The sequence below is a fragment of the [Mycobacterium] stephanolepidis genome (assembly GCF_002356335.1).
In the GTDB taxonomy this organism is placed as follows: Bacteria; Actinomycetota; Actinomycetes; order Mycobacteriales; family Mycobacteriaceae; genus Mycobacterium; species Mycobacterium stephanolepidis.
The window spans coordinates 4,797,169-4,816,359 of sequence record NZ_AP018165.1 but is presented as its reverse complement, the minus strand read 5'-3'; the positions used below and the strand labels follow the sequence as shown (position 1 = coordinate 4,816,359).

Genomic DNA, 19,191 nt, shown 5'->3' with positions numbered 1-19,191 from the left:
CGGTTGCGCTGCCGTCAAGAAGTTGTGAGGAATAGGGTTTGCGTTGACGCACAGCAGTACTCGGGCATACAGTAACGCGCGTCAGCACCTCGCTAGGCGAGGCTCCTGCACGAACACAGGCCACTGATCCGACGACGTCGAGAGACGCCCAGGGTTAGGACAGATCTCCCCGGCCTAAGGGGTGATCCGAGGTGGCTTCCCATTGGGGATTACGTCGTGCAGTGCCGAAGCTCTGACGAGAGAGGTGGTCGGCCCGTGCAATGGCGGGCACTCTCTCCTGTCTGGGCGCCATTGACGTGCGCTGACACGAAGATGTTGCGGCACAGCCGCTCTGGCAGCGAGGAGGTGAGGGACGACATGCAGTCCGGCGATAGTCCGTATCCCAGTCCGGATCGACAACCTGGCCTAGACCAGCACATACGTGTGTTCCCAGCCTTCCGCTGCGGTACCGCTCACGCCTGACCTGTCGCGAAATCTATTGCGCCAGGCTTTATTTGCTGTGCGCGGGAAATGTCCGCAGTGGACCGAACCCTGAGAAAGGGCGGCATCTGCAATGTCATTCTTCAACGGCGTCCCCCGCCGATACGACGACACTCACGCCCCTACCGGCGCTGTCATGGACAGCGCGCATGTCGGCGACATCGTCGGCGCCCTGGGCACCATCGGGCAGCATGAGAGCACCGAGGGCCGTACTAAGCGGCAGCGATTCCGGATGTTGTTGGCGGTCTTGGGTCCCGGCCTCATCGTGATGGTCGGCGACAACGACGCGGGAGGCGTCGCCACGTACGCCCAGGCCGGACAGAACTACGGCATGGCGTTGATATGGACGTTGGCCCTGCTGATTCCCGTGCTCTACGTGAATCAGGAGATGGTGGTTCGGCTCGGTGCGGTCGCCGGGGTGGGCCATGCGCGGCTTATCTTCACCCGGTTCGGGCGGTTCTGGGGCGCCTTCAGCGTCGGCGATCTGTTCGTGGTGAACGCGCTGACGATCGTGACCGAATTCATCGGAGTGGCGATGGCGTTGAGCTACTTCGGACTTCCCCGGTGGATCTCGGTGCCGTTGGCCGCCGTGCTGTTGTTCGCGGTGATCGCCGGAGGCTCGTTCCGACGCTGGGAGCGATTCCTCTTCGCGCTCATCGCGCTCAATGTGGTGATGATTCCGATTGGCGGTCTTGGTTCGGCCCACGCTGGCCGAGACGGCCTCCGGGCTCGTGCCGTCGTTTCCGGGCGGGCTGAACGCCGAGCTGCTGATGTTGATCGTCGCGATCGTGGGGACCACGGTGGCACCGTGGCAGCTGTTCTTCCAGCAGTCCAACATCGTGGACAAGCGTCTGACACCGCGCTGGATCCGTTACGAGCGAATCGATCTGGCCATCGGAATCGTCGTGGTGATGGTCGGTGCCATCTGCATCATGGGTGCGGCGGCATTCGGCCTGGCGGGTACCGATGCCGTGGGGAACTTCACCGATGCGGGTGCCGTCGCGCGGCTGCTGCACGAGCATGTCAGTCCCACGGTGGGTGCGCTCTTCGCCCTCTTGCTGTTGGATGCCTCGCTCATCGGTGCCAACGCGGTGGGTTTGGCCACCACCTATGCGCTGGGCGATACCTTCGGCAAGCGCCACTCGCTGCACTGGAAGCTCAGCGAGGCACCTGCTTTCTACCTGGGCTATGGCGTGTTGCTCGCGGTCGCCGCGGCGGTGTCGTTCAGCCCGGATCCGGTGCTGGGTGTGCTCACCCAGGGGGTGCAGGCACTTGCCGGAGTGTTGCTGCCGTCGGCGACGGTGTTCTTGGTGCTCCTGTGCAACGACAAGGCGGTCCTGGGTCCGTGGGTCAACACCGTGCGCCAGAACATCGTTGCGGGAGTGATTGTTTGGTCGTTGGTGCTCTTGTCCTTGTCGCTGACCGCGGTGACATTCTTCCCGGACCTGACGACCCAACAGCTCAAGGTGTTCTTTGTGGCCGGAGTCGTTGTCGGCGCCCTTGGTGGGCTGATGATTTACGCGATGCAGAAACGGGTCGAGCGCGCCGAGGCGCGTGTTATGGCCACCGATCTGGGGGGACTGGATCCCGCGCAGATCTGGGACCTCGAATCTGCGCCGCGTGATCGGGCGCTGCGGCGGGAAGTCCTACGGCAAGAGCGCGAAATCTGGCGTACCCCAGCGCTTGACACGCTGGAACGCCCAGCGTGGTCGGCGCTGCGGACCGCGGGAATGGTTGCCCTCCGCGGCTACCTCGTGCTGGCGGTGGTGCTGGTCGGTGTCAAAGTCGCGCAGACGATCGTGGGGTAGCGGAAATGAAGTGGCTTGAGTGGGCGCGCTGCCGTGGCATGTCGACCGATCTGTTCTTCTCACCGGATAACGAGCGGGGAAGAGCCCGAAACCTGCGGGAGGCCCGCGCCAAACAGATCTGCCGGAATTGCCCGGTGCGGGACCCATGCGGTAGGTACGCCATCGCGGCGGGTGAATCGTTCGGAGTATGGGGAGCAACCACGCCACGGGAACGGCGCGACCGGAGCGGGGTGCCGCCGCGGAAGCGAGCACTAGACGTAGTTGGGCAATGCGAATAATATAGTTAGGTGACCCGAAACCATGAGGTGGATCTAGGGCCCGTAAATGCGTCCTGGTGTGAGGCGGTTGCGATAGCTCAAGCAATCGCTCTGGGCGACAAGGTTTCCGCTGCGGGCATCCTACGGACCAGCCAGCGCCCGCTCATGGTTTCCGAGGGTCTGCTGCATCTGCTCTCGGTGCTGATGCGCACGGCTCCGGTCGGTGATGCGAGGCGGCTACTCGACACCGCCCGGGCCTGCGCACCGCCACCACCTACACCGAATCTCATTCCAGTACAACCATTCCAGGAGGTCGCGCCCACCATGCCCACGCTCACCGATGAGATGAAGCGGATGCTCGGTTCCCAGCTGGCGATTCTTGCGACCGTGACCGACGGCACGACCCCCAACATCGGGCCCAAACGCTCTCTGCGGGTCCGGGATGAACACTCGCTGATTTTCAACGAGAACACCGGAGGGCAGACCCTGGCCAACATCCATGCGGGATCGAAGGTCTCGGTCGCGGTGATCGATCGCGAAGCGTTGGACGGCTACCGGTTCGTCGGTTCGGCCCACGTTCACGAGTCGGGGCCCGCGTTCGACGATGCCGTCGCGTTTGCGCAGGAACGAGGCTTGAAGTACCCACGCTGTGCCGTCGTTATCGCGATCGACGACATCTACACACTCAAGCCGGGCGTCACCGCGGGGAAGCGCGTGTAGACATGGATCATGACGAAGCCCATTCCAGCGTCTGACGAGGTCGTCCTGTACTGGCGACCGGGCTGCCCCTACTGCATCAAGCTCCGGGCCGAACTGCGTTTCAGCGGACTTCGCTACACCGAAGTCAACATCTGGGAATCCGCGGCGGCGGCGGCCTACGTACGTTCCGTTGCCAACGGCAACGAGACGGTGCCGACCGTCGACGTCGCGGGGCATCCCCTGGTGAATCCCTCGCGGCGGCAGCTGCTGGCGTTGGTGCGAGAGCACGCACCGCAGGCGTTGCGAGAGTGACGCTCCTCACCCCGCGGTGACATTCGTGCTGGACCTGCTCGGCCTGGACCAGCATGAATGCCCGCTCGGCGGGAGGGGAGAGCCGAACGCTCACAGGGAATAGTTAGCGTAGGTATGTACTTTTCTCCTGTAGGCGTAACCGCCTTCCCACTTACATCGACTACCGAGGTGTCTAGGCATGACTGAAACGATTTCCACACCCGCCGCAACCACGACGCCCGATCTCGCCGACCAGCAAGAGCTCGAACGACGTGTCGCGCAGGTCGTCTCCAACGACCCGCAGCTGCAGGGCCTCATCCCCGATGACGCGGTGTCCGACGCGGTCAACGAACCCGGCCTGACACTCATCGAGCTGATCCGGCGACTGTTGGAGGGCTACGGGGATCGCCCGGCTCTCGGGCAGCGCGCCGTCGAGCTGGTGACGGACGAACACGGCGTGACCACCGTGGCGCTGAAGACCGAGTACGTCACCACGTCCTATCGCGAGTTGTGGAATCGCGCCGAGGCCATCGCCGCCGCCTGGTACGCACAGGGAATCCGTGACGGTGACTTTGTCGCGCAGCTCGGCTTCACCAGCACGGACTTCGCCTCATTGGATGTTGCGGGGCTACGTCTGGGGACTGTCTCGGTGCCATTGCAGACCGGCGCATCCGTGCAGCAGCGCAACGCGATCCTCGAAGAGACGCAGCCCACGGTCTTCGCCGCCAGCGTCGAGTACCTCGAAGCCGCCGTGGAATCCGTGCTCGCGACGCCGTCGGTGCAATTGTTGTCGGTATTCGACTACCACCCAGAGGTGGACGCTCATCGCGACGCACTGAGTGCCGTGCGTGACCGGCTGGAGGCGGCGGGCCGCACGATCACCATCGACTCGTTGGGTGATGCCATCGCCCGAGGACGCGAGCTTCCCGCGGCACCGCAGCCCAGCGAGGACCCCGATGCACTGCGTCTGCTGATTTACACCTCCGGTAGCACCGGAACCCCCAAGGGGGCCATGTACCCGCAGTGGCTGGTGGCCAACCTGTGGCAGAAGAAGTGGCTCACCACAACGGTGATCCCATCCGTGGGCGTCAACTTCATGCCGATGAGCCACCTCGCGGGTCGCCTTACTCTGATGGGCACCCTCTCCGGAGGCGGTACGGCGTACTACATCGCGTCCAGCGACCTCTCGACGTTCTTCGAGGACATCGCGCTTATCCGCCCGACCGAGGTGCTGTTCGTGCCGCGCGTGGTGGAGATGGTCTTTCAGCGATACCAGGCCGAGCTGGATCGCTCGCTCGCGCCCGGCGAAAGCAATGCCGAAATCGCCGAACAGATGAAGGTGCGCATCCGCGAGGAGGACTTCGGCGGACGCGTGCTCAACGCCGGATCTGGTTCTGCGCCACTATCTCCCGAGATGAATGACTTCATGGAATCGTTGCTGCAGGTAGCGATGCTGGACGGTTACGGTTCCACCGAGGCCGGGGCGGTGTGGCGTGACGGTGTCTTGCAGCGCCCTCCGGTCACCGAGTACAAGCTTGTGGATGTTCCCGAACTCGGTTATTTCACAACGGATTCCCCGCATCCGCGGGGTGAGCTGCGCATCAAGTCGGAGACCATGTTCCCCGGCTACTACAAGCGCCCCGAAACCACGGCGGATGTCTTCGACGCGGACGGCTTCTACATGACCGGCGACGTGGTCGCCGAGTTGGGACCGGACCACCTCAAGTACCTTGACCGCGTCAAGAACGTGCTCAAGCTCGCCCAGGGTGAGTTTGTCGCGGTGTCCAAGCTGGAGGCCGCCTACACCGGTAGCCCGCTGGTTCGGCAGATCTTCGTGTACGGCAACAGCGAGCGTTCGTACCTGCTGGCGGTCGTCGTGCCCACTCCGGAAGCCCTTGAACGATATGCGGATTCGCCGGATGCGCTCAAGCCGCTGATCCAGGATTCACTGCAGCAGGTCGCCAAGGGTGCGGAGCTACAGTCCTACGAAATCCCCCGGGACTTCATCGTTGAGACCGTGCCGTTCACGGTCGAGTCCGGATTGCTATCGGATGCCCGTAAGCTGTTGCGCCCCAAGCTGAAGGAGCACTACGGCGAACGACTGGAGGCGCTGTACGCCGACCTGGCCGAAAGTCAGAACGAGCGTCTGCGCGAGCTGGCGCGGGAGGCGGCGGGCCGTCCGGTGCTCGATACCGTGACCGATGCCGCTGCGGCCCTGTTGGGGGCGTCAGCGGCAGACCTGGGCCCCGATGTCAGGTTCATTGACCTCGGCGGTGACTCGCTTTCGGCGCTGTCGTACTCCGAGTTACTGCGCGACATCTTCGAGGTGGACGTTCCGGTCGGTGTCATCAACAGCGTCGCCAATGATCTGGCCGCCATCGCCCGGCACATTGAGGCACAGCGCACCGGCGCCGCGACGCAGCCGACGTTCGCCTCGGTTCACGGCAGAGATGCCACGGTTATCAACGCAGCCGAACTCACCCTCGAAAAGTTCATCGACGAGTCGGTGTTGAAGGCGGCCAAGGAAATTCAGCCACCTACCGCGGACGTGAAGACCGTATTGGTGACCGGCGGCAATGGCTGGCTAGGACGCTGGCTGGTACTGGACTGGCTAGAACGGCTGGTTCCCGCCGGAGGAAAGGTATATGCACTCATCCGCGGCACCGACGCCGCGGCCGCCCGTGCGCGCCTCGATGCCGTCTATGAGTCGGGAGACCCGAAGCTGTCGGCGCACTACCGTCAGCTCGCGGAGCAGGGCCTTGAAGTGATCGCCGGTGACTTCGGTGACCAGAACCTGGGCCTGTCCCAGGATATTTGGCAGAAGCTGGCCGGAGATGTCGATCTGATAGTCCATTCCGGTGCGTTGGTGAACCATGTGCTGCCGTACAGCCAGCTGTTCGGCCCGAATGTGGCGGGCACCGCCGAGATTATCAAGCTGGCGATCTCCGAACGGCTCAAGCCGGTCACCTATCTGTCGACGGTCGGTATCGCCGATCAGATCCCGGTGACGCAGTTCGAGGAAGACTCAGATGTCAGGGAGATGTCGGCGCAGCGGCAGATCAACGACGGCTACGCCAACGGATACGGCAATTCGAAGTGGGCCGGCGAGGTGCTGCTACGTGAGGCACACGACCTGGCCGGGCTGCCGGTGCGGGTGTTCAGGTCCGACATGATCCTGGCCCACAGCGAGTACCACGGTCAGCTCAATGTCACCGACGTATTCACGCGAACGATCCAGAGTTTGTTGCTCACCGGTGTAGCACCGGGCAGCTTCTACGAACTCGATGCCGAGGGCAATCGTCAGCGCGCCCATTACGACGGCGTCCCAGGCGATTTCACTGCCGCTTCCATCACCGCGATCGGTGGGGTGAACGTGACGGACGGTTACCACAGCTTCGATGTGTTCAACCCCCACCACGATGGCGTCTCGATGGATACCTTTGTGGATTGGCTGATCGAGGCCGGGTACAAGATCGCCCGGATTGACGACTACGGCCAGTGGCTGGCCCGGTTCGAGACGGCCCTCAAGGGGTTGCCCGAGCAACAGCGTCAGCAGTCCGTGCTGCCGCTGCTCAAGATGTACCAGAATCCGCAGGCGGCGATCGACGGAAGTGCGCTGCCGACAGCTGAATTCAGCGGAGCCGTGCGAGAGGCGAAGGTCGGCGGCCTTGACCAGACACCAGGTGAGATCCCGCATGTCACCAAGGAACTGATCCTCAAGTACGCCGACGATATCAGTCTGCTGGGTCTGATCTGGGGGGCGTGAAAAGTCTGGGCGGATCGGGGCGGCCCCTCCACCCGGTGATGGTACCTAACCCCCGATGAAAAGTTGACAGATTAACCGCCCGTCCGGCCGGAAAGCGCCTGTTCAGGGGCTTGACTACCCGCGCGGGCGCTATACCGCCGGGTACGCATTCCCCAGGGTTGAAGACTTAGCTGGAAAGGTGCTATACCACAGGTATAGTTCCGGGAAAGCTGACCGTGGCTATGCCAATCACCAGCAGGGGGCAACATCGTGTCCGACGACAAACTCAGGCTTGCGCTGGACAAGCTGTCCCCGGAGCTGAACACGATGGCCGACAAGCTGAACAAGGCCGCATCGAGTCCTGCTGAGGTCAAGGATGGGGACGCTCCTTCCTTGGTGGCGGCGCGTCGGCTGGTGACCCAGGCGTTGCCGGGTTTGCAGCGCGCCTTCGCGGGGCGGTGCTCGAATGTCGCGGACCTGTCGGTGCAGACCCGCAACGGCTTCGGGGAAACCGAGGATCACGTCACGCAGCTGATCCAGTCGGTGACCGGGTTATCGCGGGGAGGCAATGGATGAGCGGGTACTCGCTGCGGCGGCTGCTGGAAAACAATCCGTAGAACTCGATAGAGGCGGTACGCCAGGCGATCCTGGGTGCCACGCAGACCCAGTTGATTGGCCGCGACTATAGGCACGCCATTGACCGGCCTGGCGCCCAGGAGTGGGAAGGTAAGGCCGCCCGGGCCGCGCAGGACACTGCCACTGGTGACGAGAAAGTCGTCTACCGGGCCACCCAGCATGTGCTCGATGAAGGGCCAAAAGCGCTAGACACGTTGGCGTTTCAGGTGACCGAGCACCACAAGCGAGCAGTCGGCTACTACAACGAGGCCACCAGCAACGGCTACAAGGTCTCCGAAGAGATCACCGTCGAATGGATCGTGCCCAAAGGCGCCAAGCCCGAGACCGTTGCCGAGGGCAAGCGGTGCGCCGCGAAGCTTCAGGACATGATCCGGGGCGAGTACGACAAGTGGTGGGCCGCAGAAGAAGAGGCCGCACAGCAGATCGACGCGATCTCCAAGGAGCTGGACACCTCCTACAACCCCATCGGTGGTTTGAGCGCCAGCGCGGGGCATCTGGACGGCGCCTACTTGCAGGGCGGAACCCAGTGGGACAAGGACGTGTTGGGCCGTGTGCAGGCCGCCTCCACGCTGGATGATCAGCAGCTCAAAGACCTTGCCGGGGGCAAGAAGGTCGATATCGGCTCTAACCGGATGCAGTACCTGTACCAGTTCGCGCACTCATTCAAGAACGTCGGCGAAATGCGGGACATGGTGTCCACGTTCGACAAAGGCCACTACGCGGGCGAGATCATCAACGAACAAGCCCAACAACAGCATCAGCAGCTTCTCAACGATGCTGCCCGCAGCGGCAGCGACCACGACCTCAAAGCCGCCGGACGGCTCTCACAGGGCATGCTCGACGGGGCGCTTGACTCGGTCGGCGAAAAACCCACCGACCAGAACGTCGAAGACCTCAAGAAGCTCATCGGCAAGGTGCCCTTCGCCAGCGATGCCATGGACGTTCTCGACAGCGCCCAAAAGCAGATGGAGAACGCCACCAAACTGCCCGAGGGATTCGCTCAGGATCTCGCCCAATCCGGCAGCTTCGGCAACCCCTACGCCTACCAGGCCAGTGTCCTAGACGCCCTGGCCCAAGCCCACCCCGGTATCACCGACGACCCCATCGTTGGCAAATACATCAACGGCGGACACTTCGACCCGTCAATAATCAACGGACAGACGGGGGTAGAGCAAGCTCAGCAGGATTTGGAGAACTGGTTCAAGACGACGGCTCCACGTGACTACAACGTGAACTTGGACCACTGGCAAGCCCAGGAACAGATGGGTGGCAAATACCCGAACTGGCAGTGGGACCCCAACAAGTGAGCCCATGCCCCGTCGTGCTACCCACCGCTCTGTTAGGTGCTCTGCTGCTCACCTCGTGCGCACACGACAAACCCAAGCAACCCCCACCATGGGAGGACAAGGACCACACCACCATGCGGTGGGTTCCCAACCCGGTAGCGGATCTGAGGTCCCCAGCGGGCACCTTTGTGCGTGCAGTAACAGAGTCCTACCGAGCCGCCCAGTCTGCGCCAGGCGCGGGCATGGACGCGATACGAGCGGGCGGCTACCCCGGCTTCGATCACGCGTTCAACAACGCATGGCGGCCGGAAGGGGTTGGCGGTACGGTCCGCTACCCGTACGAGAATGTCGGCACCCGCTATGCCGAGATTGTTGAGCTTCACCGGGAGGGGGATCAATTCACCGCTGGGGTTTGCGAATACGGCTCGTTGACGGCGGGGAAGCTACCGGACGGCACATACGAAAGCAGCGGCTCGCAGTCCCTCGGGCATGCCGAGTGGTTTACATTCGGCCCCGACCCGAAACTTCCTGCCGAGCAACAACATCCGCCATTATCGAACCAGCGGGGGCCAGCCAAGCGGCCCGTAGACAACGTGTTCGGCACCCGGGTGTTGACCCACATCGACATCGCGGCCACCGACCTACCCGAGTGCAAGAAACTCGCCCCTGGCACACCCGACAACTGGCCCAAGCCATACGTTCGACCCGACCCGCCGCCCACGCTGCCGAACGATCCTGGTTGGCCTGAGGGCAGTAAGGCGTAAGAAGACACTTACCCCTGAAGGATTCCGTTGTGTCTGAAGAAATTCCAGAAGGCAGTAGTGACGATGCCTCTGCGGCAGAAGTGGCCGATCGTACTGAAGCGCTAGCGCACGGTTGGCGTGCCTCAAACGAGGGGGGCTTTGGCGCGCATGGAGGCCGCCGCACCGGGATGGGTTGGGGAAGCAACGGAAGCGCTCAAAACTGATTCCCAGGCTGCAGAACCGGGACAACCAGATGCACGCAAGGATGATGCACAGCGCGGACCTCATCCGCAGATCGGACAAGCTCCCCGAGCATCAAACGCCACCCGATCCTGGAAAGCTAGACGGCAGCGCCGAATAGGTACCCAACTTCCGAGCAGGTACCCCAACCATTGGGTTTTGCCTAAGACCGCCGCTGCGGCACAAAACCACGAGCGCCCGGTTACTTGTCGTGGAGATGTTCCAGGCCGGTGACGAGCAGTCCCAGGCCGAACTCGAAATCATCCTCGGTCGCCTCTGACCAGTGCTCGCAGCGACCCTCAGCCCAATAGTCGGTCGATGGTTGCGACAGCGCAGGCGGCGCCGTCCTCGGCCCCGATGACATCCGCGGCCCGGCGGACCCGATCTTTGAGCTCTTGGTCGGTAGTGGCCGCCCGGATGGCCTCCGAGAGCCGTTCAGTCGTCAGTGCGCGTTGTGGGATGGTGCCGGTGCTGAGCCCCAGATTCCGGAGCCGTCCAGCCCAGAAGGGTTGATCTCCGAGGCCGGGTACAGGCACCGTGGGCACGCCGGCACGCAGACCGGCAGCGGTTGTCCCGGCGCCGCAATGGTGCACCACGGCGGCCATGCGTGGAAAGAGCCAGCTGTGCGGCAGCTCGCCCACGGTCAGAATGTCATCATCATCATCATCATTGGGATTGATTCCGGCCCAACCCGTTTGCACGATGCCCCGCACACCCGCCTGATGTACCGCGCCGCGCACGAGCTCCGATAGGCGTGCAGCGTCGGCAGCCGACGTCATCGTGCTGCCGAAGCCGAAGTACACCGGTGGGTCGCCCGCCTGGAGGAAATCGGTCAACTCTGGGGTGGGCTGCCACTGTGGATCGGTTTCCGGCCAACAGTACCCGGCGACCTCCAGGCCTGGCCGCCAATCCGGCGGACGCGGCACAATGTACGTCGAGAAGCCATGCAAAATAGTCCATTTCGACTGCGTACGGTTTTTGCGTGACTTGCTTGCCGATACTTTCGGTAGACCGAGATCTCGCCGGAAACCGGCCACCACCCCGCCATAGAGGCGATCGACGAGCCGGGCCCCGGCGTGGGATGCCAGACGATTGCCTGCCGCCCCGGCGGACCAAGCCCCGAGGGTCGCGGGCGGAAACTGCGCGGTGGCAGAACAAGGCTGAAGCCGGATCCCCATGGAGGGAATGCCTTTCGCCTCGGCTAGGGGATGACCGGCGAGTTCGCAGAAGGGTGATAGCAGCAAGATGTCTGCCGCCAAATCCTGAACGGCGCTGAGCATTGCGTCGCCGAGGGATCGCATGCCTCGTGGGGCAAGAAACTCGGCCAGGCCCTTGGTGACGTTGACATCGGCATCCTGCGATGGTGCGCCCGGCTCTGCAATGCCACGGAAACACAGGCCCGAGTCGGATATCAAGGAGCTGAAGCGGTCAAACGCGGCGACTGTCACCTGATGTCCGGCCTGGCGTAGGCGGACACCGACACCGGTCAACGGGGCGACATCGCCGTGGCTGCCGATGGCGGCGATGACGATACGGGCCACTACACCCTCCTCACCACGCGCCGGAACATCTTCACGAGATCCTCGGTGTACCCACCTGTATCGAACGCGGGATCCTGCAGGATCTTCTCCACGACGGCATTGACGGCTCCTCTCAGTGCGATCGCAGTGGAATCGACTGGAAAGGAAGAGAATTCGCTGGACTTCTGACCCGCTCGGAGAATGGCTGACGGGTCGAGCTGGGTCAATTGCGCGGCCAGTTCGGGCGTCAATCCCACGTCGCGGAGATGTCTGCCGCCGCTGGGTTTGTAGCCCGCTGCGAGCTGTGTCAGCGCTGCCAGCTGAATCCGGTGACTGTCGAAATAGCTGATACTGGAGCGGATGTAGGCCGCAAGCTTGTCAGTCTGCGTCCGCGCTCGATCAACCTCGGGGACCACGGCATCGAGTCCGGACCGGTACATGGACGCGATCACCGCCTCGACGAGTCCATCCTTGGAGCCGAAGTGGTACAGCACCACGCTCATCGCGATTCCGGCGCGCTCGGCGATCTTCCGAATCGAGGTCTGCGGATAACCCACCTCGGCGATGACTTCGATGGCGCACGCGACGATCTGATCGCGGCGAGCGACCTCGGTGAACGTGGGTTCCCGATCGCTTTTAGATCGCATGATCGAAGTATAGATCAACTGATCTAGACAGTTCAGGCCGTTTCGCCTGGTTAACGACAAGTTAACGGCTATATACCACTTTTCGCCGACCCCAACCCCCATGGGGTATCCTGAGTTTTAGCTGAGAATCAGCCGAGGATCTCATAAATTGGGAACCAGGTGGACCTTAATGCCGTTGAACAGGGTGAATGCATCAACGTTGATGTCTTTGGCAAGTGATGTTCACTTCCTAGGCCATTAGCAAGATGACCGAGCGGAAAGGAAACACCACATGAAAAAGTCACTCGCTGCAATCGTCGGGGGCGCTGGCATCGCTGTAGCCGTCGCTGTCATGGGCGCCCCTGTCGCCCTGGCGGGGCCGACGCCTCCTCCGGTCTGCTACGCCAGCGAGACCAGCGTCAACGCCACTGATCTGCGTCCTTGCGTGGCTCCGGGCGATGTTATTTATGAGCAGGGCGTCCACCAGCCGACGTATGAGGGCGCCAACCCGTTGGTCCCGCTGGGCACCAACCCGCACGTCCCCTTTGGCACCAACAAGAACAACGCTTCGTAACCAGATGTAAGTCCGCTTCATCTTCGTCGACGCAGAAGGAGCAACAATCATGAAGAAGATCACGACCGCGGCGGCGTTACTCGCTGCCGCGGGGCTGTCCCTGGCCACAGCCGGCGCAGCCTTGGCCGGTCCCGCTGCGGACCCGGACTCTGTCATCAATGACCTCAAGTCCAACGGGTACCGAGTGATCGTCACCAAGGTGGGGTCGGATCATCCGTCGCAGTGCACGGTTCAAGGAGTGTCCCAACAGTCTGGCGTTCAGAACGTGCAGCCGGGACGCAACATGCGCAACCAGCCGACGACGGTTCCTACGACAGGACAAAAGGTCGCGTACGTCACGCTGGCCTGCTAGTTACCCCACGGGGTGGTGGCGGCACCTGGTAGTGAGCGATCTGCGAACGTTCCTCCTGCCGTGTCGCCACTATCCCGATGAAAACTGAGACTGCGGGCCGGTTCTCGAAAGAGAACGCGGCCCGCACTTATCCGAGCATCGCCATCTCCTCCAGCAGGTGTGGTTGCGCGGAGTGGTAGTTCGCTACTCATGCGCGCCCGACGCTGTATGGCTGAAGTCCTTGAAACTTCGGTGAAGACCGCGGCGGCGGCGTCTGGGCGGTATGCGTCGAGGCCGTTCTTCCACAGTCCGAGTAGCGAATTGGGTATCGAGGCGGCTGTTGCGTTGACTCATGCGGCAGACCTCTCGGCCGAGACGCGATAGGGCTGTCAAGGACGATCCGTATCACGCTGCGGGGTAAAGACATTCAGCGGAAAGTATTGTCGTCCGGTTGAATACGGATCTGCACTCGCCAATGAGGCTGGAGTTGCCCGTACACGGAGCGGATTCAGAAGCGCAAGAGCCGATTCGGGGTCCGACGGCAGGTGCTTGCCCTCAGATCGTCAATGGCGACGACCATCGTGGGAAAAAGTGCATACATTGTCTATTTCATCGGCCTGACGCGCGCATGCGGCACCGAATGAGATAGCGCGCAAGCCATCCCACAGAGTGGGATGCGAGGTGCCCAAAAGGTGGGATGGGTAACAGAAAATTTCCTGCGTTAATAGAAGAGATGCATGGATGTGTGAGAAAAGTGACCAATGTGATTAGCGCACAGCAAATTACGGCTCGGGGCTATAGAACATTCAACAAACCGACCATATACTGCGGGTTTATTGGATTGGACGAACGTTCATACATGCTCTACCGTAATCAGTAAGGCGTTGGCGGAGAGTAATTCTCGCCATAATTTTCAGCAAATATGACGCAAGCCACATATTTTGGTGGGTCGTCAAGCTCGTTGTTAGCGTCGCGTCCCATGTCTGATCTCGCTGCTTTGCTGGCGTTTATCCATCAGGTCTCGGGTACGCCGTACGTCTCGGGCGGAGACTCCGCCCGTGGCACCGACTGCTCCGGTCTGGCCTCCTGGGTGTCCAACGTCGCCACCGACCGCCCCGCTTTCGGTTCTCGCTTCAATACCGGGAACCAGGAGCGTGCCCTCCTTGCGCGTGGTTTCAAGTACGGCACCGCGCCAGGTGCACTGGTAATTGGCTGGAACGGCGGTCATACCGCTGTCACGCTGCCCGACGGCACTGCCGTGTCCAGCGGCGAGGGAGGTGGCGTCAAGATCGGTGGTGGCGGCGCTTACCAGGCGCAGTTCAAGCGGCACATGTACCTTCCGATGGACAACGAGGGTGAAGCTGCCCCGTTGGATGTGCCCGCTCATGGGGAGGGTCCCGAGGTGATCCCCGCGTCGGTCCTCGCGCCACATGCTGAGCCGGCTCCCGCCGACGAGGCCCCCGCTGAAGCAGACGCTGTCGAGATCTAAGGAATCTAATCCATAGTCGCCACACCACAATTGGTGGTGTGGGTGTTGTCGCTCACTCTTCCCGTTAGGCGGGAGAAGTTCCGCGTGCGTTCGCAGCGTTGTGGTTGCCTGGAACTATGAATGGCAATTCTGCTCTGCTACAAGGAAAGAACGTCATTGTCACGGGTGGCGCTCGCGGGCTCGGTGCGGCCTTCGCGCGCCGGATAGTGTCGGAGGGCGGCAAAGTCGTTGTTGCCGATGTACTCGAGGACGACGGACGGCAGCTTGCGGCCGAGCTCGGTGACTCTGCGCGATTCGTCCGCCTGGACTTAACAGATGCCGATCAGTGGCGCGCGTTGGTCGAAACCACGCTGGCGGAGTTCGGCGCTGTCACCGGATTGGTGAACAACGCCGGGATATCCAGTGCCTCGCTGGTTGCCGACGAGCACCTTGAACACTTTCGCAAGGTGCTCGAGGTGAACTTGGTCGGTGTCTTTATCGGCATGCAGGCCGTTATCCCGCCGATGCGCGCGCGGGGTGGCGGTTCGATCGTGAACATCTCCTCGGCCGCCGGTCTCGTCGGTCTGGCGCTCACCTCCGGCTATGGCGCCTCGAAATGGGGTGTGCGCGGTCTCTCCAAGGTTGCGGCCGTTGAATTGGGACCCGAGCGGATCCGGGTGAACTCCGTGCATCCCGGCGTCGTGTACACCCCCATGACGGCCCAGGCCGGTTTTCGCCGGGGGGAAGGCAATATGCCCATCACCGCCATGGGGCGAGTGGGAACTCCCGATGAGGTGGCCGGTGCGGTGACCTATCTGCTTTCGGACGCCGCGAGCTATGTCACGGGGGCCGAGCTTGCCGTGGACGGCGGCTGGACCGCCGGCCCCACCCTGAAGGCTATGACGGGTCAGTAGTTACGAGAGTAGATTCGTGATCTCCGCCGCGACCTGTGCGGGCAACTCCAGCTGCGGGAAGTGAGTCGTGCCGGGCAGGCGAACGTAGCTGAACCACGGATTGCGGGACTGGAACTCTTGGTGAAGATCATCGTAGGCAGTGCGCTGTGGGTTGCAGAAGATGTGATGAACGCGCCGTGGTTCGGACAGCTTTTCCATTCGTGACAGGGGAGAGCCCCACGTGGCGTACGCATCCTCGATGACTCGTCCGGCTCGTGCCCACACGTCGAACCCGAATCCGCCCATCTCGGAGCGGATGTGCCGGATGACGGCTTCATTGTCGCTGCCGGATAGCCAGGCTCGGAGGAACCCGAGGCGGCTAGCCTGCCAGCGTTGCGGATCCTGGAATTCTCTTATGCCGTTGAGGAATTCGAGCGGAGCCTCCGTCATGATCAGGTCCACGATCACGAGACTCGGCACCCGAGTTGCCCCGAGGCGGTCGGCGATCTCGAGCGCGGCCCACCCCGCATGGGCATGGGCGACGGGAACGACCGATTTCACGCTTAGAGCCTCAAGTAACCCTATGACATCTGAAACCTGTTCTGTAAGAATGAAATCGGCAACCGGCGTGCGGTCGGTACCATGGCCGCGCCAGTCCATGCGGATGATGCGGTGATGGGGAACGAGGTAGGGCAACAGCTCGTCATACGCACGGTGGTCGTGCCCCCAGCCGGTGAGCAGCAGGATGGCCGGTCGATCGCCCAGGCCTTGATCGTCGAAGGTGAGCTGCGCTCCATTCACGGTGATGGTGTACATCGTGGGACTTCCCGAGCGTCAGAGGGCGGTGTGGATGCGGACGGGATGTATGCGCACGATCGTCTCGCCTGGTGCGCTGTGGTGCTCGTCCACGTACGCGGCGGCACGGTCGGCTCCCAGGTATCGGGTGGTGATGTCGATCAGAGTGTCTCGAACCTCTGACGTGTCGGGTTCCACGTGGGCGTCCCCTTGGACCTGGACGTAAAGGTAGGGCTCTGATGGCGTTGCCACGGTGACCACCGCACGTGGATCACGGTGCAAAGAACGGACTTTCCGAGTACTCACGTGCGTGACGAACTGTAGGTGATCCTCGCCGAGCCGGTACCAGATAGGCAGAACAAGCGGACGTCCGTCGTTTCCGAGATATCCCAGCTGCCCCACCAGGGCGGGAGTGGAATCGAGGAACTGCCGGACGGCCGGATCATGGATCGAGGTCATGGATCCACAACCTAGAATCTCAAGTGCGCTTGAGGTCAAACCCACACTTCCGTCAGGAGTGATGTGCCGGAATAATAGGTCGGATGACTCGCGTTTTCGCGATCGGAATTGCGGCGCTGGCGCTCGTCTTCGGGGGGCCGCCTGTGGGGTTCGCTCATGCCGACCCACAGGCGTGCGTTCCGGGTGATGCCGCCCGCCCCAGGCGGAGCTCTTCGCTACCAACAACGTTGCGGTCATCACCGACCCCGCCGATGGGCGTCTGCTGGACCCCCTCGATGACTTCTCGCTGCAGGTGAGCGCGATGACCGCTCAGCACCTGGTGCTGCCCGTGCGCTCGACACCGGTCGACGGCGTGTACTGGTCTCAGGACAACAACCGCATGACCTATGAGAGGTCGCGCGCCTTCGAACTCGCGTGCGTGGATCGCGATGACTTGCAACGCATCGGTGAGCAGGTGGGGCGGCAGTATGGTCAGGAATCTGTGCTCACCTTTGAATACCTGCCGACCGGGGATGCAGAGATAAATGCTGTGGCTGTGGAGGTTCCGGGTATCGACCGGGTGCGGTTCCACGATGCGCTGGAAGCAGATGCGTCTGCACGTGAGGCGTTGGTCGGCGGCTCGATCACTGAAGACGGGTGGCTGATCCTGATCGCGGGCATCAAGGATCTGGGCACCGCGCGTCGCCTCGTGGATGCGGCCGGTGGCCGGTGGCAGGACGCCACCATTCAGTATGGAAAACGCGAGTTCGTAGCGGCAGGCAGTGAGTAGCTACCAGGTGTCGACGACGGATCTGCGTGGCGGCAGCGGTTCTCGCATGGCCGCCGCGAATGTCGAGGCGATGAGCGATCGCGTCTCTGCTGGATCGATCACATCGTCGATCTCGAAAATCTGTGCGGCGTTGAGCGCCTTGGCATTCTCTTGTGCCGCGGCGGTGGCCTGACGCACGGCTTCCTCCCGGGAAGCCTCGTCGGGAATCGCCTCCAATTCCTTGCGTAGCCCCAGACGCACCGCACCCTCTAAGCCCATGGGTCCCAGATGCGCGCCAGGCCAGGCCACCGTCAGCAGTGGTTCGTGCAGGCTGCCGCCGGTCATGGCCTGCGCCCCAAGGCCGTAGCCTCGGCGCAGGATGACTGAGACAAGCGGTACGCGAAGTGCCGCCCCGGCGACGAGCATGCGCGAGGCGCGCCGTACCAACGCATCGGCCTCCGCGGCAGGACCCACCATGTAGCCCGGACAGTCGACAAGCGAGAGCACCGGCAACCCGAATGCGTCGCACAGCTGCAGGAACCGAGCGGCCTTATCCGACGCGGCGGCCGTGATCGCCCCTGCCATCACCATCGAATTGTTGGCCAGGATCCCGATTGCGCGGCCCTCGATACGCGCGAGTACCGTCACCATCTCGGGTGCGAACTTCTCTCGAAGGAACGTCACCGAGTCCTCGTCGGCCAGCGTCTCGATGATGGGCCCCACCGGATAGGCTCTCCGCGCACGTTCGGGAATCATTGTGCGCAAGATAGTTTGGTCCGCTGCAGGCCTCGGCTCTACCGCTCCTTGGAAGTATCCGATGAGCCGTTTGGCCACGGCGACGGCTTGCTGCTCGTCGTCGACGACGACGTCGACCACCCCATTGGGCGACTGCACCGACAGCGGCCCGACCTCGTCCGGATGTACCTCGCCGAGTCCGCCGCCCGCGATCATGGCCGGACCGCCCATGCCGATGGATGTGTCTCTGGTCGCCACGATCAGATCCGAGCATCCCGCGATGACAGCATTGCCCGCGAAGCACCGGCCCTTGACCACGGAGATCCGCGGCACTACGCCCGACAGCGCGGCCCACAATTTGAACGCTCGTACATCGAGCATCGAGACGACGGGATAGTCCGTATCCCCGGGCCGCCCGCCGCCGCCTTCGGCGAAGAACACCGTCGGCAGCTTCATGCGCTCGATGAGATCGAACAGCCGGTCCTTCTTGTGGTGTCCAAGCGCGCCCTGCGTCCCGGCGAGCACGGTGTAGTCGTAGGAGAGCACGGCACACGGATGACCTGCGATCCGTGCGGTCCCAGCCACCAGGCCATCGGCGGGTGTGCGGGCGATCAAGTCGGCGATGTCGCGTCGCTGGCGCTGCGCAGCGGTAGCGAATCGGCCGTATTCGACGAACGACTCCGCATCGACCAGGTCGGCGATGTTCTCGCGCGCGGTGCGTCCGCCGCCCGCATGGCGGCGGGCAACCGCATCGGGACGAGCCGCGTCTTCGGTAAGCGCACGTCGCCTCAATAGCTCAGCGTGGTCAGCGCGCAGAGGTTCATCAGCCATGGCCCGGACTCTTCCATAATGGCCCG

The 19,191-nt window shown here is 62.8% G+C and carries 16 protein-coding genes, 2 pseudogenes and 1 riboswitch; of the genes and pseudogenes, 13 read left to right on the top strand and 5 right to left on the bottom strand.

The genetic code is table 11. From position 1 onward, the window contains the following. The first annotated feature begins 81 nt into the window (after positions 1-81). A riboswitch (M-box (ykoK) riboswitch) is annotated at positions 82-251 on the top strand. A gap of 302 nt (positions 252-553) precedes the next feature. The 8 genes and pseudogenes from MSTE_RS23925 (at position 554) to MSTE_RS23890 (ending at position 9,966) form a co-directional block, all read left to right on the top strand. Further along, positions 554-2,288, top strand: a pseudogene (locus MSTE_RS23925) (NRAMP family divalent metal transporter). Positions 2,289-2,326: 38 nt separating this feature from the next. Next, positions 2,327-2,566, top strand: a complete 240-nt coding sequence (locus tag MSTE_RS23920) for a WhiB family transcriptional regulator (RefSeq protein WP_231897154.1) — start codon at positions 2,327-2,329, stop codon at positions 2,564-2,566. A gap of 303 nt (positions 2,567-2,869) precedes the next feature. Beyond that, a complete protein-coding gene (locus MSTE_RS25140; protein ID WP_057967586.1) occupies positions 2,870-3,265 on the top strand; it encodes a pyridoxamine 5'-phosphate oxidase family protein in 396 nt (131 codons plus the stop codon). Between the two features lie 9 nt (positions 3,266-3,274). After that, positions 3,275-3,556, top strand: coding sequence for a glutaredoxin domain-containing protein (locus MSTE_RS23910; RefSeq protein WP_096504961.1), 282 nt, complete (start codon positions 3,275-3,277; stop codon positions 3,554-3,556). Positions 3,557-3,734: 178 nt separating this feature from the next. Continuing rightward, on the top strand, positions 3,735-7,301 hold the full coding sequence (gene car / locus MSTE_RS23905) for a carboxylic acid reductase (protein ID WP_096504959.1): 3,567 nt from the start codon (positions 3,735-3,737) through the stop codon (positions 7,299-7,301). Positions 7,302-7,550: 249 nt separating this feature from the next. After that, complete coding sequence (locus MSTE_RS23900) at positions 7,551-7,856, top strand: hypothetical protein (protein ID WP_096504957.1); 306 nt, start codon at positions 7,551-7,553, stop codon at positions 7,854-7,856. Between the two features lie 92 nt (positions 7,857-7,948). Beyond that, the gene (locus MSTE_RS25625; RefSeq protein ID WP_231896952.1) at positions 7,949-9,223 is read left to right on the top strand and encodes a hypothetical protein; all 1,275 of its coding nucleotides are present in this window, start codon (positions 7,949-7,951) and stop codon (positions 9,221-9,223) included. Between the two features lie 14 nt (positions 9,224-9,237). After that, entirely contained in the window at positions 9,238-9,966 is a 729-nt protein-coding gene (locus MSTE_RS23890) for a hypothetical protein (RefSeq protein WP_231896951.1), read from the top strand. Positions 9,967-10,484: 518 nt separating this feature from the next. Here the strand turns inward: MSTE_RS23890 and MSTE_RS23885 are convergent. Beyond that, positions 10,485-11,726, bottom strand: coding sequence for a glycosyltransferase (locus MSTE_RS23885; protein ID WP_096504953.1), 1,242 nt, complete (start codon positions 11,724-11,726; stop codon positions 10,485-10,487). Then, positions 11,726-12,370, bottom strand: a complete 645-nt coding sequence (locus MSTE_RS23880) for a TetR/AcrR family transcriptional regulator (protein WP_096504951.1) — start codon at positions 12,368-12,370, stop codon at positions 11,726-11,728. The genes MSTE_RS23885 and MSTE_RS23880 overlap by 1 nt, the downstream gene beginning before the upstream one ends. Before the next feature lie 253 nt (positions 12,371-12,623). On the opposite strand from MSTE_RS23880, the gene MSTE_RS23875 reads away from it, so the two are divergent. The 4 genes from MSTE_RS23875 (at position 12,624) to MSTE_RS23860 (ending at position 15,618) form a co-directional block, all read left to right on the top strand. Beyond that, positions 12,624-12,905, top strand: a complete 282-nt coding sequence (locus tag MSTE_RS23875) for a hypothetical protein (RefSeq protein WP_030097516.1) — start codon at positions 12,624-12,626, stop codon at positions 12,903-12,905. Positions 12,906-12,954: 49 nt separating this feature from the next. Further along, positions 12,955-13,257, top strand: coding sequence for a hypothetical protein (locus tag MSTE_RS23870; RefSeq protein ID WP_057967580.1), 303 nt, complete (start codon positions 12,955-12,957; stop codon positions 13,255-13,257). A 958-nt stretch (positions 13,258-14,215) separates the two neighbouring features. Further along, complete coding sequence (locus MSTE_RS23865; RefSeq protein WP_096504949.1) at positions 14,216-14,725, top strand: hypothetical protein; 510 nt, start codon at positions 14,216-14,218, stop codon at positions 14,723-14,725. Positions 14,726-14,841: 116 nt separating this feature from the next. Beyond that, positions 14,842-15,618, top strand: a complete 777-nt coding sequence (locus MSTE_RS23860; protein ID WP_096504947.1) for a glucose 1-dehydrogenase — start codon at positions 14,842-14,844, stop codon at positions 15,616-15,618. Here the strand turns inward: MSTE_RS23860 and MSTE_RS23855 are convergent, their stop codons facing one another. Further along, positions 15,619-16,413: an alpha/beta fold hydrolase gene (locus MSTE_RS23855; RefSeq protein WP_096504945.1), complete on the bottom strand. Its 795-nt coding sequence runs from the start codon at positions 16,411-16,413 to the stop codon at positions 15,619-15,621. Positions 16,414-16,431: 18 nt separating this feature from the next. Then, the gene (locus tag MSTE_RS23850) at positions 16,432-16,851 is read right to left on the bottom strand and encodes a TIGR03618 family F420-dependent PPOX class oxidoreductase (protein WP_096504943.1); all 420 of its coding nucleotides are present in this window, start codon (positions 16,849-16,851) and stop codon (positions 16,432-16,434) included. A gap of 83 nt (positions 16,852-16,934) precedes the next feature. Between MSTE_RS23850 and MSTE_RS23845 the strand changes: the two are divergent. Then, positions 16,935-17,620 (top strand): annotated as a pseudogene (locus MSTE_RS23845) (hypothetical protein). Here MSTE_RS23845 and MSTE_RS23840 read toward each other — a convergent pair. Then, positions 17,621-19,165, bottom strand: coding sequence for an acyl-CoA carboxylase subunit beta (locus MSTE_RS23840; protein ID WP_096504940.1), 1,545 nt, complete (start codon positions 19,163-19,165; stop codon positions 17,621-17,623). Between the last annotated feature and the right edge of the window lie 26 nt (positions 19,166-19,191).

Excerpts from the sequence above, each read along its gene's own strand:
- MSTE_RS23920 (WP_231897154.1), top strand. The coding sequence starts at position 2,327 with ATGTCGACCGATCTGTTCTTCTCACCGGATAACGAGCGGGGAAGAGCC.
- MSTE_RS25140 (WP_057967586.1), top strand. The coding sequence starts at position 2,870 with ATGCCCACGCTCACCGATGAGATGAAGCGGATGCTCGGTTCCCAGCTG.
- MSTE_RS23910 (WP_096504961.1), top strand. The coding sequence starts at position 3,275 with ATGACGAAGCCCATTCCAGCGTCTGACGAGGTCGTCCTGTACTGGCGA.
- car (WP_096504959.1), top strand. The coding sequence starts at position 3,735 with ATGACTGAAACGATTTCCACACCCGCCGCAACCACGACGCCCGATCTC.
- MSTE_RS23875 (WP_030097516.1), top strand. The coding sequence starts at position 12,624 with ATGAAAAAGTCACTCGCTGCAATCGTCGGGGGCGCTGGCATCGCTGTA.
- MSTE_RS23870 (WP_057967580.1), top strand. The coding sequence starts at position 12,955 with ATGAAGAAGATCACGACCGCGGCGGCGTTACTCGCTGCCGCGGGGCTG.
- MSTE_RS23865 (WP_096504949.1), top strand. The coding sequence starts at position 14,216 with ATGTCTGATCTCGCTGCTTTGCTGGCGTTTATCCATCAGGTCTCGGGT.
- MSTE_RS23860 (WP_096504947.1), top strand. The coding sequence starts at position 14,842 with ATGAATGGCAATTCTGCTCTGCTACAAGGAAAGAACGTCATTGTCACG.
- MSTE_RS23855 (WP_096504945.1), bottom strand. The coding sequence starts at position 16,413 with ATGTACACCATCACCGTGAATGGAGCGCAGCTCACCTTCGACGATCAA.
- MSTE_RS23850 (WP_096504943.1), bottom strand. The coding sequence starts at position 16,851 with ATGACCTCGATCCATGATCCGGCCGTCCGGCAGTTCCTCGATTCCACT.
- MSTE_RS23840 (WP_096504940.1), bottom strand. The coding sequence starts at position 19,165 with ATGGCTGATGAACCTCTGCGCGCTGACCACGCTGAGCTATTGAGGCGA.